Here is a 15,342-nt window from a genome sequence, read left to right as displayed (position 1 = left end):
TCATTCTGGGCGCTCAGAACGGCCACAAGTGCGACCTAGTTGGGCGGGGGATCCTGTGGCAGGGTAGACCCATGGATTACGCCGCCGATTCGCGCGTTGATGCGTACATTGACGCCCTTCCCGAGTGGCAGCAGGCCGTGTGCCGGCAGGTCCGTGACCTAGTCCACGCCGCCGACCCCGACGTGACCGAGACGATCAAGCGGACCCGGCAGCCGTACTTCGAACTCCAAGGCAATGTCTGTGCTTTGCTGGCCGCCAGGGACCACGTCAACGTCTTCCTGTACGACGGCGGGCTGACCCCGGACCCCGAGCACCTCATCACCGGCGGGCACGGGAACAAGACCGGCCGGACCGTGGCCTTCTACGAGGGCCAGAAGATCAACGGACCGGCGCTGACGGAAATGTTCAGGTCCATCATCGCCACCAACCGCGCCGGAGGCTGGCGCAGGATCCAGAAAGGCACCGAACATTGAGCACGCACGAGCCGCCGTCAGGCCACACCGAAGACAGTCGCCAAAAAGAGGGTCACCAAACAGACAGTCACCCAGAGGACAGTGCCATGGAAGGCAGCCACCCTCGAACAAACCACGACGGCGCCGCCCGGCTTTGGGACGACATGTACCGCAGCCGCCCACGCGTCTGGAGCGGCAGGCCCAACCCGCAACTGGTTGCCGAAGCAGCCGGCCTCGCGCCGGGAACCGCCTTGGATCTCGGCTGCGGCGAGGGGGCCGACGCACTCTGGCTCGCCGAGCGGGGCTGGACGGTGACCGCAGTGGACGTCTCCGCCGTCGCGCTTGAACGGGCGGCCGGGCACGCGGCGGAATCAGAGGCCGGACACCGTGTCACGTGGCTGCAGCGCGACCTGGAAACTTGGCAGCCGGACACGACCTTCGACCTGGTCTCCGCGCAGTTCCTGCACTCCACGGAAATGCCTTGGCAGCGGTCGCACCGGACAGCCGCGGACGCCGTGCGGCCGGGGGGCACACTGCTCGTGGTGGGTCACCATCCGGACGGGATGCCGCCCTGGTCGAGCCACAGCGAGACGAGCCACAGCCAGTCGACCCCCAGCGATGCGAGCCACAGCGAGGCGGGCCACAGCCATTCCAGCGGCGCGGCGGATCACAGCGCCGGCCACAGCGGCACCGCGAGGTACTTCACGGCGGAACAGCTCGTGGATGAACTGGGCATCACGCTGCCGGAGTGGAGTGTGGAAGTGGCCGAAAGCCGGGAGCGGGAGGCCACCGGCCCCGACGGGCAGGTGGCCATTCTCGCTGACGCCGTCGTGCGCGCCGTCCGCCTCGGCTCCCCTGGCTCCTGACCGAGGTCCAAGCCGCCTGCGGGGTGGCTAGCCAGCGCCGTGGGGAACTGAGTCGGCGCGCGGCTCCGGGCCGACGCGGGGTGCTGTGGCGACCGCGGCTGCGGCGATCAGCGCCGTCAGGGCGAAGACGCCGGCGAAGGAGGCCGCCGTCGTCGTAAACGAGGTGAACACGATGCCCGTGGCGGCCAGCGCGAGGGCGCCGCCGAGGGAGTCCGCGATGGACACTGCCGAACTGTTGAAACCCTCGGTGTCCGGCGTGGAGAGCGCGAGCGTCATGACGCTCAGCCGCGGATACATCAGGCCCATGCCGCCGCCGGCGAGGACCCAGCCAGCAATGGCGACGGCGGCCGGCCAGCCGAAGGCGGTGGTCACCAGCGCGAGCAGGATGGCAGAGAGCACAAGCACGGATCCCATCCGCACGGCCGCCGGGCTGGTGAGCCGTGCGCCCAGGCGCCCCTGGACGGCGGAGGCGGCGGCCCACGAGAGGGCCCCTGCGGTCAGGGTGAGGCCTGCGAATGTCGGTGAGAAGGCGTAGCGTTCCACAAGCAGGTAGGGCAGGTAGACCTCGGCTCCGAAAAACCCGGCCGAAGCGAGCCCGCGGGTCAGGATCACGCTGGGCAGGCCGCGGCGTGCAAGAAGCGTGCCGGGCGGCACCAGCGGCCTGACAGCCAGCAGTGCCACAACGACTGCGGCGCCCGCCAGGAGGGTGCCCACGGCCGGGATGCGGGCGGACAGGTTGAGGCTCAGGACGGCGAGGGCCGCGAGCGCGGCCCAGGCCAGCCGCCCGAAAGCCCAGGGCGCCGGCAGGTCCTCGGCGCCGGAACGGACGCCCCGCAGCGACGGGACCAGCATGGCCAGGGCCGGAATGACCAGGCCCACCACGCCCAGGAACACCCATTGCCACCCGACCGTCTGGGCCACGAGGCCGGCCGCAAACGGCCCCACCAGGGAGGGGATGACCCATGCTGCGGAAAATGCCGCGAAAATCTTGGGATGCAGCACCGGCGGATAGGCGCGGGCCACCACAACATAGAGGGCCACGGTCATGGCACCGCCGCCCAGCCCCTGCACCAGCCGCCCGGCCACCAGCACCTCCATGGCCGTGGAGGTGCCGGCAATCAGCAGTCCCAGCACGAACACCGCCACCGACACGTAGAGCGGGGCGAGGGGACCGCGGCGGTCCGACCAGTTGCCGGCGCCCACCATGCCGATGACCCCGGTGGCCAGCGGTCCTGCGAACGCGAGGGCGTACAGGCTTGCCCCGTCGAGTTCCCTGCTCACGAGCGGCATGACGGTGGTGACGGCCAGCGACTCGAAGGCGGCCAGGAACACGAGGGCGCAGGACCCCACTGTCACCAGGAGGTAGGGGCGCCGGAGGATCCCCTGGGCAGGGGCGGCGGAGAGCGGCGGAGCGGATTCGTGCACGGCGGCCTGATCGGTAGTCGGTTGGTACCGGGTAGCTTGCCACAGGACGGCGCCGATGTGGAGGATGGCCCCGCTGCTCCGGCTGACCTGCTCTGGATAACAGGTTCCGGCTAACCCGGGAGCTTCAGCCCCCGGGCATCAACGACGACGGCGCCACTCGCCGTGGAGTCCTCGTTCAGCATCCAGCCAACCCTCTTCACCGTGGTCAGCATAACGACGCTTTCCACCAGTTCGATGCCTGGAACCTTCTGCTGCAGGGCAAGCTCGGCATCCATGACGGCGGCCAGGGACTGCAGCCACATGATGATCACAAAGTTGGTTGGCCCGGTGGTGGACGCACTGAGCCGCACGTTCCGGATGGACCGGAGGCTGGCGGCGGCAGCTTCGTGCTGCCCGGCGGGTACGTTGACGAACCACTGGCACGTGACCGGAAACGACGAATACCGCTGCGCCACCTCGCACCGCAGGGACAGTATCCCGCTGGCCAGCACCCGGTTCAGCTGGCGCTGGACTGTAGCCGGATTGCGGTCCAGGCCCCGGGCAATGTCGGCAGCCGTTGCCCGGCCGTCTCTTGCCAGATACGGCAGCAGGTCCAGATGGCTGGCCGGCAGTGTTTCCCGGGAGGCGTCTGCGCGGTCCGGGTCCGAGGCTCCCGGCCGTGCGAATGCCTGCAAAGCCGCCTGCTGAGCGCGGGTGAGGACATTGAGCCGCCAGGCGTCGGCGCCCATATGCAGCCGTGTGCACAGCGACGTCTGGTACTTCACCAGGCCCTCGGTTTCCTTCAGCCGGGACACCACCTTGGTGCTGAAGTCCTCCAGTGACCGGGTGATGACGGTGAGCATGAGGTCGCGGTTGCTGGCGGCTTCTTCCACCGTGACGATCTCCGGTACCGCAGCCAGGCTCGCGGTGACCTGCTCCCGGCGGTTCATCTCACAGTCCACGGCCACGAAGGCAAGGCACATCTGTTTGGGGTCACCGATCAGATGCGCCGTTGTCCAGGAAGCACCGGCCGCCCGCAGCCGCTCCCAGCGGGCGGCCAGCGTGGTGGCGTGGACGCCAAGGACCTCCGAAGCGTCGGACCAGCTGAGCCGCGGCGCGATCTGAAGGGCGTTGATGAGGGCAAGGTCTTCCTCGCTGAGCTCCACGGACCCCTCTCCCGTTGCATGATTCCTGCAAAAAGCTCCCCCTCTTGCATTTTTCCAGTACTTCAGCGCACTGTGAAGCAGGTCACCTCAGAATAGACCACAGAGTCAGTACCCGAAGTCAAAGGAGTTCACGTGCCCATTGCCGCTGATGCCAAGGAGATGCAGGGCGACCTCGCCCGGTTCCGCCACGCCCTGCACTGGGAACCGGAAATCGGCCTGGACCTGCCGCGGACGCAGGAAAAAGTCCTCAAGGCGCTGGACGGGCTCCCTTACGAAATCACCCTGGGCAAGGACACGACGTCGGTCACCGCAGTTCTGCGCGGCGGCGCCCCCGGCGGAGCAGACGGAGCGGCCGGCCGAGCAGGCGGAGCGGGCAGGGCTGCCGGCGCTGCCTGGACGGGCCGTCCGGCCGTCCTCCTCCGTGCTGACATGGACGGGCTGCCCGTGCAGGAGAAGACCGGAGTGGACTACACGTCCCGGATCGACGGCGCCATGCACGCCTGCGGCCACGATCTGCACACCTCGATGCTCGCCGGCGCGGCAACCCTGCTGGCCGAACGGCAGCACCAGCTCCCCGGCGACGTCGTCCTGATGTTCCAGCCGGGCGAGGAAGGCTTCGACGGCGCCAGCTACATGATCCGGGAAGGCGTCCTGGACGCTCCAGGCCGCCGCGTGGACGCCGCCTACGGCATGCACGTGTTCTCCTCCCTCGAACCCCACGGCATGTTCTGCACCAAGCCCGGGGTCATGCTCAGCGCCTCCGACGGGCTCGTTGTCACCGTGCTCGGGGCCGGCGGCCACGGCTCGGCACCCCACTCGGCCAAGGACCCCGTGACCGCCGCCGCAGAAATGGTGACGGCTCTGCAGGTCATGGTCACCCGGCAGTTCAACATGTTCGACCCCGTGGTCCTCTCAGTGGGCGTTCTTCACGCCGGCACCAAGCGCAACGTCATCCCGGAAACGGCGCGCATTGAAGCCACCATCCGGACCTTCTCGGAAGAATCCCGGCAGAAGATGTCGGACTCCGTGCCGCGGTTGCTCAAAGGCATCGCCGCCGCGCACGGCCTGGAGGTCGACGTCGACTACCAGCAGGAATACCCCCTCACCGTCACTGACGAGGACGAAACGCACACTGCCGAGAAGGTCATCTCCGGCCTGTTCGGCGACTCGAGGCTTTCACGCTGGGCCACTCCGCTCAGCGGCTCCGAGGACTTCTCCCGCGTACTCGCCGAAGTGCCGGGCACCTTCGTTGGGCTGAGCGCCGTGCCGCAGGGCGTGGACCCGTCCGTCTCGCCGTTCAACCACTCACCGTACGCAACGTTCGACGACGGCGTGCTGGCTGACGGCGCCGCCCTGTACGCGGAACTCGCCATCTCACGGCTGGCTGCCCTGGATGCAGCCGCACCGGCAGCACCGGCCGCCTCCTCCGCCCCCGCCGCTTCCTAGCACCGCCCATATAAGGGAGAAACCATGAGCACCACCATCAACCAGCAGCAGGCTGACCGGATCTCCACGCGGAAGACCATCGTCGGCACCGGGATCGGCAACGCCGTCGAATGGTACGACTGGGCCATCTACGCGACCTTCACGCCTTTCATTGCAAGCCAGCTGTTCAGCAAGTCAGACCCGGCGTCGGCCGTGCTGTCCACCCTGGCGATCTTCGCCGTCGGCTTCGTGGCCCGCCCGTTCGGCGGGTTCGTCTTCGGCTGGATCGGGGACCGGGTGGGCCGCAAGGCCTCGATGACCCTCGCCGTCGGACTGGCGTCCCTGGGCAGCCTGATGATCGGCATCGCGCCGACCTTCGCGGCGGTGGGCGCCTGGGCGTCGCTCATGCTGCTGGTGGCCCGGCTGGTGCAGGGCCTGGCGCACGGTGGCGAGCTGCCGTCGTCGCAGACCTACCTCTCGGAAATGGCGCCCAAGGAGCACCGCGGCTTCTGGGCGACCCTGATCTACACCTCAGGCACGGTCGGCATCCTGTTTGGAACGCTCCTGGGCGCGGTGCTGAACATGGTGCTGAGCACCGAGGTGATGAACGCCTGGGGCTGGCGGATCCCGTTCCTGATCGGCGCCGCGATGGGCCTGTACGCGCTGATCATGCGTGCCAGGCTGCATGAGACGGACGTCTTCGAGGGCGAGACTGTCACAGAGAAGCGCGCCCCGATCTGGCCGCAGATCGTCCAGCACCGCAAGCAGGCCCTGCAGGTGATCGGCCTGACGGTCGGCCTCACGGTGATCTACTACATCTGGGGCGTCGTGGCACCGAGCTATGCGACCACTGCCCTGAAAATCGACCGGGGCGAAGCCCTGTGGGCAGGCGTCATCGGCAACGTTGTCTTCATCGCCGCCCTGCCGTTCTGGGGCAAGCTCTCCGACAAGATTGGCCGCAAGAAGGTGCTGTGGTCCGGCGCCATCGGCTCGGCGGTGATGCACTTCCCGATGACCTGGCTGCTCAAGGACTCCGCGTGGCAGCTCGCCGTCGGCATGTCGGTCATGCTGATTTTCATCGCCGCGAGCGCCGCCATCGTGCCTGCCGTGTATGCAGAGTTGTTCCCCACGAGCATCCGTACCGTGGGCGTGGGCGTCCCCTACTCCATCTGCGTGGCACTGTTCGGCGGCACGGCCCCGTACCTGCAGCAGTGGCTGGGCACCACGCTGCGCATGCCCGACCTGTTCAACGTCTACGCCGTGGTGCTCCTGGCCGTGAGCGCGGCGTTCGTCTTCACCCTCCCCGAGACGAAGGGCAAAGACCTCGCTCACTAGCTTGTCCAGCTCACCGATTCTCCCCACCTTTGAATAGCGACGCCGGCGATCACCGGCGGGCCGGCCCGGACACGCCGGTGATCGCCCTTCAAAAGTGGGGAGTTTCCGCCAGCCGCCGCGAGGTGGGCAGCCGCGAACACCTCAACCCCCGATGAAGCGGTCCCGGCCGGCCCGGTAGCCGAAGACGGCAGCGAGCAGGCCGACCGCCAGGAACAGCACTCCTGCAGCGGCGAACGAGCCGGTGGACTGGTACAGCTGGCCCACCATGAGCGTCCCGGTGGATCCAACTCCGTAGCCCACGCCCTGCATCATGCCGGAGAGGTGAGCTGCAGTGTGACCGTCCCGGGTCCGCAGCATGATCATGGTCAGGGCCACGGCCGTCAGGCTCCCCTGGCCCAGGCCCAGAACACCGGTCCACACCCAGATCAGCTCCTGCGGGCCGAAGATGCTGAGTGCGAAGCCACCGCCCGTCATGAGAGCCACCACTGTATTGATCGCCCGCTGGTCGCGGAACCGTGCCGCCAGCGCCGGGGCAAACAGCGAGCCCAGCATCTGCAGCACGATCGAGACGGACACCATGAGCCCCGCTGTTCCGCCGTCGACGCCCCGTTCACGAAGGATCGGTGCCAGCCACGCGAAAACACTGAAGGACATCATGGCCTGCAGCACCATGAAGAGCGTGACCTGCCACGCCATCGCCGAGCGCCAGACGCTTACGCCGTCACGCACGGTTTTGTGCCTGCCGTGCCGCTGCCTCACGGCAACAGGCAGGAAAAGAAAAAGGACGACGGCGGCCGGCACCGCCCAGAACCACAGCGCCGAAGTCCACTCCCCCGTCGCCCGGAAAACCGGGTACGTGAACCCGGCGCCGAGGGCTGCTGAGGCGCAGATGGCAGTCGTGTAAAGGCCGCCCATCAGCCCGAGCCTGTGGGGAAAGTCCCGCTTCACCAGCCCGGGCAGCAGCACGTTGCATAACGCAATGGCCGCGCCGCATGCGGCTGTCCCGGCCAGCAGGGCCGGCAGGTGCCCGGCCCCGGGGATGTCCACCGGCCGCAGGAGGAGCCCCGCCGTCAGGACCGCCATGGCCCCGAGCAACACACGCTCGGCACCGAACCGTCTCGCGAGGACAGGAGCCAGCGGCGCGAACACGCCAAGGAGCGTCACCGGAACAGTTGTCAGCACCACCACCGACCAGCCCGGGAGGCCTGCGCTGGATGTTATTTCGGGGAGCACGGCCGAAAAACTGGAGAAGACCGTGCGCAGGTTGAGGCCGATCAGGACCAGGCACAGGCCGAGATAGGCCAGGGCGCGCGGGCTGCCCACCTGTGTGGGTGCAGCGGCGGGGATCTCGCCGATCTCGGCGTCCACGAGGGTGCCGCCACCGCCGTCAGGGCCCTCCCGCCGCAGCTCGTTGGGTGCTGCTGGATTCTTCGCATCGGTCACCCGCCCATTCTTGCAGTCACGCCGCGCAGGCCTGCCCACGGCCCGAAACGAGCCTCCTCGCCGGTTATCCATGAACGAGCGGTTATCCACATAGGAACGACGCGCAATATTCACGGCCCGCGCGCGGCAATACGCTGGGTTGCATGTCCGTGCAGAGACGCCGGCCAGCCCGAATCTAGGAGGGGCACCATGGATTTTCCGCAGGCACCAAAGGTCCGCAGCCAGCCGCCAAGATATCGGCCCGGCGGCCAAGGTCCGGAGGGTCCGGTCAGCCCTCGTGAGTCCGGCAAGGGCGTGGCCAGCATCGCGTGTGCCACGCTGGTGGTGCCCAGCATGGTCGTCACGGCCATGCCCACAATGTTCGTTGCACTTTTCACACGTCCGGACACCGGCAGTAATGGTAAGGAATGGATGGCAAACATGGTCTTCCTCAGCCTGCCGGTGCTGTTCGGGCTGCTTTCCGTAATTTTCGGGCTCGTTGCACTACGACGGACGCCACGCGGTACCAACGGGTGGAGCCTGGGTGTTGCCGGGCTCATAGTGGTGGGAGTGGAGGCCGTCGTCATACTTCTGCCGGCCGTGCTGCGCGGCCGTTTTGATGTTTTCTATTGACGCGGCCGGTCCCATGGCTTCGCTGGTTCGCTGTTTCCGCCCCGCTTCCCCTGAGGACATGCCTCTCTAAACCGCCGGTATTCTGGAAGGGATGAGTGAATCTCCCGAATCCCCGCAGCCGCCGGCAAATCCGAACCAGCCCCGCCCCGTCACACCGGGCAGCCAGGCCTCGTACGGGACCTATGGCGGTCGGCCGGTCAGCTTCGTGCGCCGGGGAACCCGCCTTCAGGGCCGCCGCCAGGCTGCCTGGGAAGAGCACTCGGAGCGGTGGGCCCTGAACGTGCCGCGCCACGTCGCCAACACGTCGGTCCACCCGGACTACGCGTTCGATGCCGTGGCCGAGTTCGGGCGCAAGGCTCCGCTGATCGTCGAGGTCGGATCGGGCCTCGGCGACGCCGTCTGCCACGCCGCCGAGGAAAACCCCGACACGGACTTCCTCGCGGTGGAGGTGTACACCCCCGGCCTGGCCAACACGATGATCAAGATCAACAGCAGGGGCCTGACCAACGTCCGCGTCGTGGAGGCCAACGCCCCCGAGGTGCTCGCCACCATGCTCCCACCGGGATCGGTCAGTGAACTGTGGATCTTTTTCCCCGACCCGTGGCACAAGTCCAGGCACCACAAACGCCGCCTCATTCAGCCCGAGTTCGCAACTCTTGCTGCCCGGGCGCTGAAGCCCGGCGGGCTCTGGCGCATCGCAACCGACTGGTCCAACTACGCTGTGCATGTACGGGACGTGCTGGCAGGCTCAGCCGATTTCGTCAACATGCACGACGGCGAGCGCAGGGGACCAGAGAGTCCGCTCACCCACGTCTGGCAGACGGGCGTGGAGTCGGTGGTGGGCGGTGCGCCGGTCCGGGAAGGCCGGGCCCCGGTCAGCACGGAACACACTGGACCCAACGAAGGCATTGACGAAACCGGCGGTTGGGCGCCGCGGTTCGAAGGCCGGATCCGCACCAGCTTCGAAAACAAGGCCCACGAGGCCGGGCGCATGATTTTCGACCTCTGCTACCGCCGGGCCTGACCGCACCCGGGCCGCCGGCTGTTGCGCTCCGCCAGCTGTTGCCGTCCTCCGGCTGTTGCGCTCCGCCGGCTGTCGCGCTCCGCCAGCTGTTGCGGCTCCGCCAGCTGTTGCCGTCCTCCGGCTGTTGCGCTCCGCCGGCCTGTTGCACATCCACCGCGCGTGGCACGATGGGGATTGGGGAAGCCTGAGGAGATCCCAGGTTTGGTGCCGGCGCGAAGGAACGATCATCAAACGAGAACTGCAGGGCGCCGCGGACAAGGCCGAGGAAGTCACAAATTCCCGCGGACTGGAAGTACTGGCCAGGGCAGGATTCGCCGTCAGCGGCCTGCTTCATTTCCTGGTCGGGACCATCGCCATCGGCCTGGCGTTGGGCAAGGGCGGCAGGGCCGACGTCAGCGGCGCGGTGGCCGAACTGGGCAGCCAGCCCGCCGGACCGCTGCTGCTGTGGTCCAGCTTCGCGGCGTGCGTGGCGCTGGCCCTGTGGCAGGCGGGTGACGCCTTCTTCGATTACGGGCATCTGCCTGCCAGGAACAAGGCAGTTAAAAAGACCAAGGCCGCGGCCCAGGCCGTGGCATACTCCGCAATGGCCGTTACACTCGCCGCGTTCGCTCGGGGCAGCGGCAAGGACAACCGGGAATCGGCGAGTGACATGACGGTGGGCATCCTGCAGGCACCCGGCGGCCTCCTGCTCCTGATCGTTATCGGAGCAGCGATAGCCGTAGCCGGGATTGTTTATGTGGTCCGGGGGTTCCAGAAGGCGTTCAAAAAACACCTCCGCATGCCCGCATCTCCCACCGCACGCAAGGCCGTAACGGGCTTGGGGATCGCGGGCTATCTTGCCAAAGGGGTTGCCCTCTTCGTGACCGGCCTGCTCGTCATCATCGCCGCAGTCACGCTCCGCCCCGAACAGTCGACGGGACTCGACGGTGGCCTCAGGGCACTGCGCGAACAGCCGTTTGGCGTATACGTGCTCGCAGGTGTGGGCTTAGGGCTCATTTGCTACGGCGCGTTTATGGTGGTTCGGGCGCGGCTCGCCCGCATGGAAGCCTAGTTCAGGACCCTATGGCTTGAAGTCGTCGTGCAGCACGATGCGGGAAAGCTCCACCTGGCCGTTCAGAGCCTTCCAGTAGTGCAGCCGCCGGGCCGACGCCACGCCCTGTTCGATGGCCGCCCGGAAGCACCTTGCGCCGTCGTCGCGCTGGTGCTGGGGAGCATCGCCGCCCTCGCTCACGCGCAAAGGATGTACCTCGCGGGCTGAGCTGCGGTCTGCCAACCCCGTCAGCACTTCCACTACTGTCTTCAGCGCCTTGGCCACTGCACCCTGCTCCGTGCGTGCATACAGCGACGCGGCGAACTCCTGCCCTATGGTGAACTCCGCCGGCAGGGGAAATCTCGGTTTATCTTCGGCGGGGATGTACCTGGCCCAGGTCATGTAAATGTCATGACGTACCTGCTCGTCCGGTGTGGCGAACGCTCCGCTCTGATCATCCCTGCTCCGTTTCAGCGCCTGCTGCATTTCGCGGTTGCGGGCCCTGAGTGTGCGCAGGTCCTCGAGCTGCCTGACGTTCCTCGCCGCCAGTCCGGCCACATGCTCCTCACCGGCGGCGCTGTGCCGGTGCTCCAGCTCAAGTTCCCCACGCAGAGCGGCCAGTTCACGCTCCAGCCTCAGAAGCTCCGGCCCCGCACTGCTTCCGGCCGTCACCAGCTCCTGAAGCCTGGCGACCTCAGCCTTTTCGGTGTCGAGGGCAAGCTGCGCCGAGATCAGCGCAGCCGAGGCTTTCACAGGCGGTCGTGGCACGGCAACGGAGTGCCCTTCAGCCGCGGGCAAGCATCCCGCAACAGAGGGGCCAACCGGTGACAGTCCCTCGGCGGCCGATCCGTCAGCATTGGCCACTGTTTGGGCCGCTTCAACGAGGTGCCGGCCGGACTGCAGCCAGGGCGTGCCGCCGCGCAGCAGTTCCGGGGCACCCCGGACGTCGGCATCATCATCGACGTCAATGAGGGACAGGACGACGGAGCCCTTCACCCTCAAAAACCGGACCACCACCACCTCTCCCTCCGTCACCAGGCTGTCAGCGGTGTCCAGCGGGTTGGAGGAAATCCGCTGGACGGGAACTTCCCAGCTGGACCCGGGATACAGGGTGAGGATGGCCGCTTTGGCTCCGACTTCTTCAGCGAGTGCCAGCACCAGGTCGCCGGACGAGTAGAGCTCGGTGAGCCGTGGCACCAGCTTCAGCGCACCTATATCCAAGGTTCCGGCGGCAGGGTCATGCAGTCCGGACACTACCTGCCCGACAGCCAGCATCCAGTCGAGCCGTACAGACGGAGTGACACGCTCCCGCTGGATGGTGCAGCGCTGGCCTCCGTCCAACTCCACGATGGCCCGCGAACCCGCGCTGGCAAAGGCCTCAACTACCCCGGCCTTCTCTTCGAGCGGTTTCTGGGGAGCCGCAACAGCCGGCGGTGCCGTGACACGGTTCAAAACGTCCTCGATGATGCATTCCTCGGCAATTGCAGCGGCACGGGGAGTTTGTGCCATCCGCAACGGGCTCCGGTAAACGTCACGCAGCCAGTCGAGATCCGCAGAGTAGACCCGGGCGGCGTTCCCATAAACGTGCGCACCGGCAGGAAGCGCGTGTGCAAAGCGGAAGGACTCAGGACCATTCTCGAGGTAGTAGATGTCCGCCAGGTCACCCACCTCACGGGCGATCCGGCCGACGTCGATCCTGTTCTCCGGCATGCCGGGATGCCAAGCGATGACAGCCGCCGGACGCGTCCGGCCCACTGACATCAGCGTGCGGGCGAGCTGCTCCCCGGATGCGACGACCTGATAGTCAGCGGCCGCAGGTTCACGCTTGGGGTGGTCCCGGTTTGCCGGCCCCCGGCTCACAGCGGCACGGCTAGCGTGCTCCCGACGTTCATGGCCGTGGTCCCTGTGCCGCTGCTGCATCGCATCCCCTTCGTCCTGGAACCAGTAGAACAGCAGGGGGAGACAAAATTGGCTATTCAGCCGCCCGGCACGGCGATCACCGCAATAGTCTGCTGCTGTTCGTTCCGCAGCTCAACGCTGGCAATGCTCGCGAACGGCAGCGGGGTTGCGCTGGTAACCCTGGCCCTGCCGCTGGGGGTTGCCATCCAGGCACAGGCACGGTCTTCTGTCCCCGCCCGGTCCTTGACCCACAGCGAGAGCTTTCCCTTGTTCGGCAGGCTCCTCCCGTCCACGGCCAGCTCGGTGCCCCAGGTTTTCTTGACCATGCCGACGGTGACCTCGATGCCGGTATCCGCCTCGACCGAGTAGCTTGCGTCGGGTTTGTTGGCCGGGGCCAGCAGCGGCGCCGCTGCGAATCCCAAGGCGAGGCAAGCGGCGGCGACCGCCCCGACAAAGGCGGCCAGCCGCCGTCGGGCAGTCCGACGCCGGGCCGCAAGCTCATCCAGCACAGGTTGCGGCACGCTGGACGGAGTATCAGCGGCGGGCATGCGGGCCGCCGGAATGGCGAGCGCCACTGCGTCCGGAACCGGAACGGCGGCCAGAAGCCCCGGAAGTGACTCCAGATCCGCCAGCTCGTCCCGGCACATTCCGCACTGCTGCAGATGGTCTTCGAAGCGCGCCCTGTCCGCGTCGTCGAGACCCCCCAGCACGTACGCCCCCAGCAACTCATGGAGTTCCTTGCCGTTCACCGTTCCACACCCATCTCATCAAGAACTGTCCGCAGGGCCTTCACCGCGTAGAAGGCCCTGGATTTAACTGTGCCGCTCGGAATATTGAGCTGGACCGCGGCCTCATTGACTGTGAAGCGCCGGTAGTGCAATGCCACGAGCACATCCCGGTGCTCGTTGCTCAACCGGAGCAGCGCCTCTTCCATCAGCACCCTCGTAAGGAGCTCATCGACCTTTCCAGTGACCTCGGCAGGGTCGGCAAGATCGCGCTCCTCGGCCTCCTGCGGCCTGCGCTGGGACTTCCGGTAGTTATCGATCATGATGTTCCGGGCCGTGCGGAACAGATAACTGCGCAGACTCCCGGTGATCTTCGGCGCCTGCTGCCAGACGCGCAACACCGTTTCCTGAACGATGTCGTCGGCGAGCACCGGGTCATGGGAGGCACTGATCACGAACCGGCGCAGGGCCGCCCCGTGATCGCGGTAGATTGCGGCAACCACATCCTCGTCCAGCGGCACCAGTACCTCCCGGCGGTCACTCGCATCCGGTCCCTGCAGACCGGCATTACTGGCATGTAAGACGCCCGCGGGGACCAAAAAGTTCATTCAGATCCGTCGTCGGATCCTTGAACCATTCTTCACCTGCATGCGTCATTCCAGATAGCGCCGGTTCCCAGATGCCGGCCTGAGCCAAGGAGCAGCACATGAACAGGCAATTGAGCGTTGGCATTGCAGTTTTGGCCCTTGCCGCGTCGCTGACCGCTTGCGGCGGCGGTACGGGTACCACCCCGGCCCCGGCAACCACCGCCGCCGAGACCACTGCCGCGGAGTCGCCCGCGGCCACAGGCACGGAAACCGCGACAGCCGGCGAGACCGCCGCAGTGGACCTGAAGACCGCGACCTCGGACAAGGGCGAGATTGTGGTGGACGGCAAAGGCATGAGTGTCTACTACTTCACGAAGGACGTGAAGGACTCTGGCAAGAGCAACTGCACCGGTGACTGCCTCGTTGCGTGGCCGCCGGTCCTCACCACCAATGACACCCCCACGGTTGAGGGCGTCACCGGAAAGGTCGGGACCATCGACACTCCTGACGGCAAGAAGCAGGTGACCGTCGAAGGCATGCCCGTCTACCTGTGGGAGAAGGACAAGGCTCCCGGTGACACCACCGGACAGGGCGTCGGCAACGTCTGGTACCTCGTTGCCCCGGACGGCGCGATGATCAAGTGACCCCATAGGGTCACGCACGAACGGTGCCGGTGTCCATGCCCTCGGGCGCCGGCACTACCATCGGAGCATGGCAAACACACCTGACCTGAAATCCGCTGCGAGGACATGGCAGACCATGGTGGACAGCAACCAGGCCCTGCTGCTCCGGAAGTCCGGCCGCGATGTGCGCTGGTGGGTGGAGCAGGGGCGCACCGCCGGGGTGAAGAACGACGGCGAGCTCCGCGACTGGATGCGCGACGAGCACGGCATCACCGGGTACGCCCAATATGCCGTGTCCTGGGAAATGTTCGGCTATCCGGAGTTCATGCTTCGGGACGCCGACGAGCTCATCGACGGGCAATACGACTCCCACCCGCACCTGCGGCCCATAGCTGACGCCCTTCTGGCTTGGGCCGCAGCCACCGACGGGGTGGAAATCCAGATGCGGAAGGGATACGTCTCGCTCCATAGTCCCCGTCGCAAGTTCGCGCAGGTGACCCGCGCCAACAAGACGGCGGTGGACGTGACACTGCGCATCGAGAAGCCCATTGGGGGGCGACTCGAAGCCGCCACCGTCCGCGGCGGTGACTTCTTCGACCGGAAGGTCCGGATCACCGCCGTGGAACAGGTGGACGAGGAGCTGCTCGATCTGCTGGAAACAGCGCTGGAGCAGAACAGCCAGCCTGCTCGCTGACGAGCCCACGCCCGCTGATCGAACCTGATCTTGCGACCGTTTCGACGGTTCCGTGCA

The 15,342-nt window shown here is 67.0% G+C and carries 15 protein-coding genes; 9 read left to right on the top strand and 6 right to left on the bottom strand.

Annotated elements, in window-relative coordinates; translation table 11 throughout:
* Positions 1–71: 71 nt before the first annotated feature.
* Both ACIP9X_RS15435 and ACIP9X_RS15430 read left to right on the top strand, forming a co-directional pair.
* Positions 72–473 (top strand): DUF1801 domain-containing protein, encoded by a 402-nt coding sequence (locus ACIP9X_RS15435; protein ID WP_400480622.1) that lies wholly within the window; start codon positions 72–74, stop codon positions 471–473.
* Positions 474–559: 86 nt separating this feature from the next.
* A complete protein-coding gene (locus ACIP9X_RS15430) occupies positions 560–1,318 on the top strand; it encodes an SAM-dependent methyltransferase (RefSeq protein WP_400480621.1) in 759 nt (252 codons plus the stop codon).
* Positions 1,319–1,345: 27 nt separating this feature from the next.
* Here the strand turns inward: ACIP9X_RS15430 and ACIP9X_RS15425 are convergent, their stop codons facing one another.
* On the bottom strand, positions 1,346–2,743 hold the full coding sequence (locus tag ACIP9X_RS15425; RefSeq protein ID WP_400480620.1) for an MFS transporter: 1,398 nt from the start codon (positions 2,741–2,743) through the stop codon (positions 1,346–1,348).
* Between the two features lie 110 nt (positions 2,744–2,853).
* On the bottom strand, positions 2,854–3,888 hold the full coding sequence (locus ACIP9X_RS15420; RefSeq protein WP_400480619.1) for an Lrp/AsnC family transcriptional regulator: 1,035 nt from the start codon (positions 3,886–3,888) through the stop codon (positions 2,854–2,856).
* A gap of 132 nt (positions 3,889–4,020) precedes the next feature.
* Between ACIP9X_RS15420 and ACIP9X_RS15415 the strand changes: the two genes are divergently transcribed.
* Both ACIP9X_RS15415 and ACIP9X_RS15410 read left to right on the top strand, forming a co-directional pair.
* On the top strand, positions 4,021–5,334 hold the full coding sequence (locus ACIP9X_RS15415; RefSeq protein WP_400480618.1) for a M20 family metallopeptidase: 1,314 nt from the start codon (positions 4,021–4,023) through the stop codon (positions 5,332–5,334).
* A 24-nt stretch (positions 5,335–5,358) separates the two neighbouring features.
* Entirely contained in the window at positions 5,359–6,648 is a 1,290-nt protein-coding gene (locus ACIP9X_RS15410) for an MFS transporter (protein ID WP_400480617.1), read from the top strand.
* 141 nt (positions 6,649–6,789) lie between these two features.
* On the opposite strand, the gene ACIP9X_RS15405 is transcribed toward ACIP9X_RS15410, so the two are convergent.
* On the bottom strand, positions 6,790–8,055 hold the full coding sequence (locus tag ACIP9X_RS15405) for an MFS transporter (protein ID WP_400480668.1): 1,266 nt from the start codon (positions 8,053–8,055) through the stop codon (positions 6,790–6,792).
* 225 nt (positions 8,056–8,280) lie between these two features.
* Between ACIP9X_RS15405 and ACIP9X_RS15400 the strand changes: the two genes are divergently transcribed.
* The 3 genes from ACIP9X_RS15400 (at position 8,281) to ACIP9X_RS15390 (ending at position 10,778) form a co-directional block, all read left to right on the top strand.
* Entirely contained in the window at positions 8,281–8,703 is a 423-nt protein-coding gene (locus tag ACIP9X_RS15400; protein ID WP_400480616.1) for a hypothetical protein, read from the top strand.
* Positions 8,704–8,794: 91 nt separating this feature from the next.
* Positions 8,795–9,727 (top strand): tRNA (guanosine(46)-N7)-methyltransferase TrmB, encoded by a 933-nt coding sequence (gene trmB / locus ACIP9X_RS15395; protein WP_400480615.1) that lies wholly within the window; start codon positions 8,795–8,797, stop codon positions 9,725–9,727.
* Positions 9,728–9,965: 238 nt separating this feature from the next.
* Positions 9,966–10,778, top strand: a complete 813-nt coding sequence (locus tag ACIP9X_RS15390) for a DUF1206 domain-containing protein (RefSeq protein WP_400480667.1) — start codon at positions 9,966–9,968, stop codon at positions 10,776–10,778.
* 9 nt (positions 10,779–10,787) lie between these two features.
* Here ACIP9X_RS15390 and ACIP9X_RS15385 read toward each other — a convergent pair whose 3' ends face one another.
* Genes ACIP9X_RS15385 through ACIP9X_RS15375 form a run of 3 tightly spaced genes read right to left on the bottom strand, consistent with a single transcriptional unit; the run spans position 10,788 to position 13,902 of the window.
* Complete coding sequence (locus ACIP9X_RS15385; RefSeq protein ID WP_400480614.1) at positions 10,788–12,677, bottom strand: hypothetical protein; 1,890 nt, start codon at positions 12,675–12,677, stop codon at positions 10,788–10,790.
* A 56-nt stretch (positions 12,678–12,733) separates the two neighbouring features.
* Complete coding sequence (locus ACIP9X_RS15380) at positions 12,734–13,405, bottom strand: anti-sigma factor family protein (protein ID WP_400480613.1); 672 nt, start codon at positions 13,403–13,405, stop codon at positions 12,734–12,736.
* Positions 13,402–13,902 carry a sigma-70 family RNA polymerase sigma factor gene (locus ACIP9X_RS15375; protein WP_400480666.1) on the bottom strand — a complete coding sequence of 167 codons (501 nt, stop codon included), beginning with the start codon at positions 13,900–13,902 and terminating at the stop codon, positions 13,402–13,404. The genes ACIP9X_RS15380 and ACIP9X_RS15375 overlap by 4 nt, the downstream gene beginning before the upstream one ends.
* A 185-nt stretch (positions 13,903–14,087) precedes the next feature.
* Between ACIP9X_RS15375 and ACIP9X_RS15370 the strand changes: the two genes are divergently transcribed.
* Together ACIP9X_RS15370 and ACIP9X_RS15365 are read left to right on the top strand one after the other, a co-directional pair.
* The gene (locus ACIP9X_RS15370) at positions 14,088–14,612 is read left to right on the top strand and encodes a hypothetical protein (protein WP_400480612.1); all 525 of its coding nucleotides are present in this window, start codon (positions 14,088–14,090) and stop codon (positions 14,610–14,612) included.
* A gap of 67 nt (positions 14,613–14,679) precedes the next feature.
* A complete protein-coding gene (locus ACIP9X_RS15365) occupies positions 14,680–15,285 on the top strand; it encodes a DUF5655 domain-containing protein (RefSeq protein WP_400480611.1) in 606 nt (201 codons plus the stop codon).
* Positions 15,286–15,342 lie beyond the last annotated feature (57 nt).

The sequence above is a fragment of the Arthrobacter sp. NPDC093125 genome (genome assembly GCF_044754225.1).
In the GTDB taxonomy this organism is placed as follows: Bacteria; Actinomycetota; Actinomycetes; order Actinomycetales; family Micrococcaceae; genus Arthrobacter.
The sequence above is the reverse complement of the archived record's forward strand: the minus strand, read 5'-3'. Positions and strand labels throughout refer to the sequence as shown.

Excerpts from the sequence above, each read along its gene's own strand:
- ACIP9X_RS15435 (WP_400480622.1), top strand. The coding sequence starts at position 72 with ATGGATTACGCCGCCGATTCGCGCGTTGATGCGTACATTGACGCCCTT.
- ACIP9X_RS15430 (WP_400480621.1), top strand. The coding sequence starts at position 560 with ATGGAAGGCAGCCACCCTCGAACAAACCACGACGGCGCCGCCCGGCTT.
- ACIP9X_RS15410 (WP_400480617.1), top strand. The coding sequence starts at position 5,359 with ATGAGCACCACCATCAACCAGCAGCAGGCTGACCGGATCTCCACGCGG.
- ACIP9X_RS15400 (WP_400480616.1), top strand. The coding sequence starts at position 8,281 with ATGGATTTTCCGCAGGCACCAAAGGTCCGCAGCCAGCCGCCAAGATAT.
- trmB (WP_400480615.1), top strand. The coding sequence starts at position 8,795 with ATGAGTGAATCTCCCGAATCCCCGCAGCCGCCGGCAAATCCGAACCAG.
- ACIP9X_RS15385 (WP_400480614.1), bottom strand. The coding sequence starts at position 12,677 with ATGCAGCAGCGGCACAGGGACCACGGCCATGAACGTCGGGAGCACGCT.
- ACIP9X_RS15370 (WP_400480612.1), top strand. The coding sequence starts at position 14,088 with ATGAACAGGCAATTGAGCGTTGGCATTGCAGTTTTGGCCCTTGCCGCG.
- ACIP9X_RS15365 (WP_400480611.1), top strand. The coding sequence starts at position 14,680 with ATGGCAAACACACCTGACCTGAAATCCGCTGCGAGGACATGGCAGACC.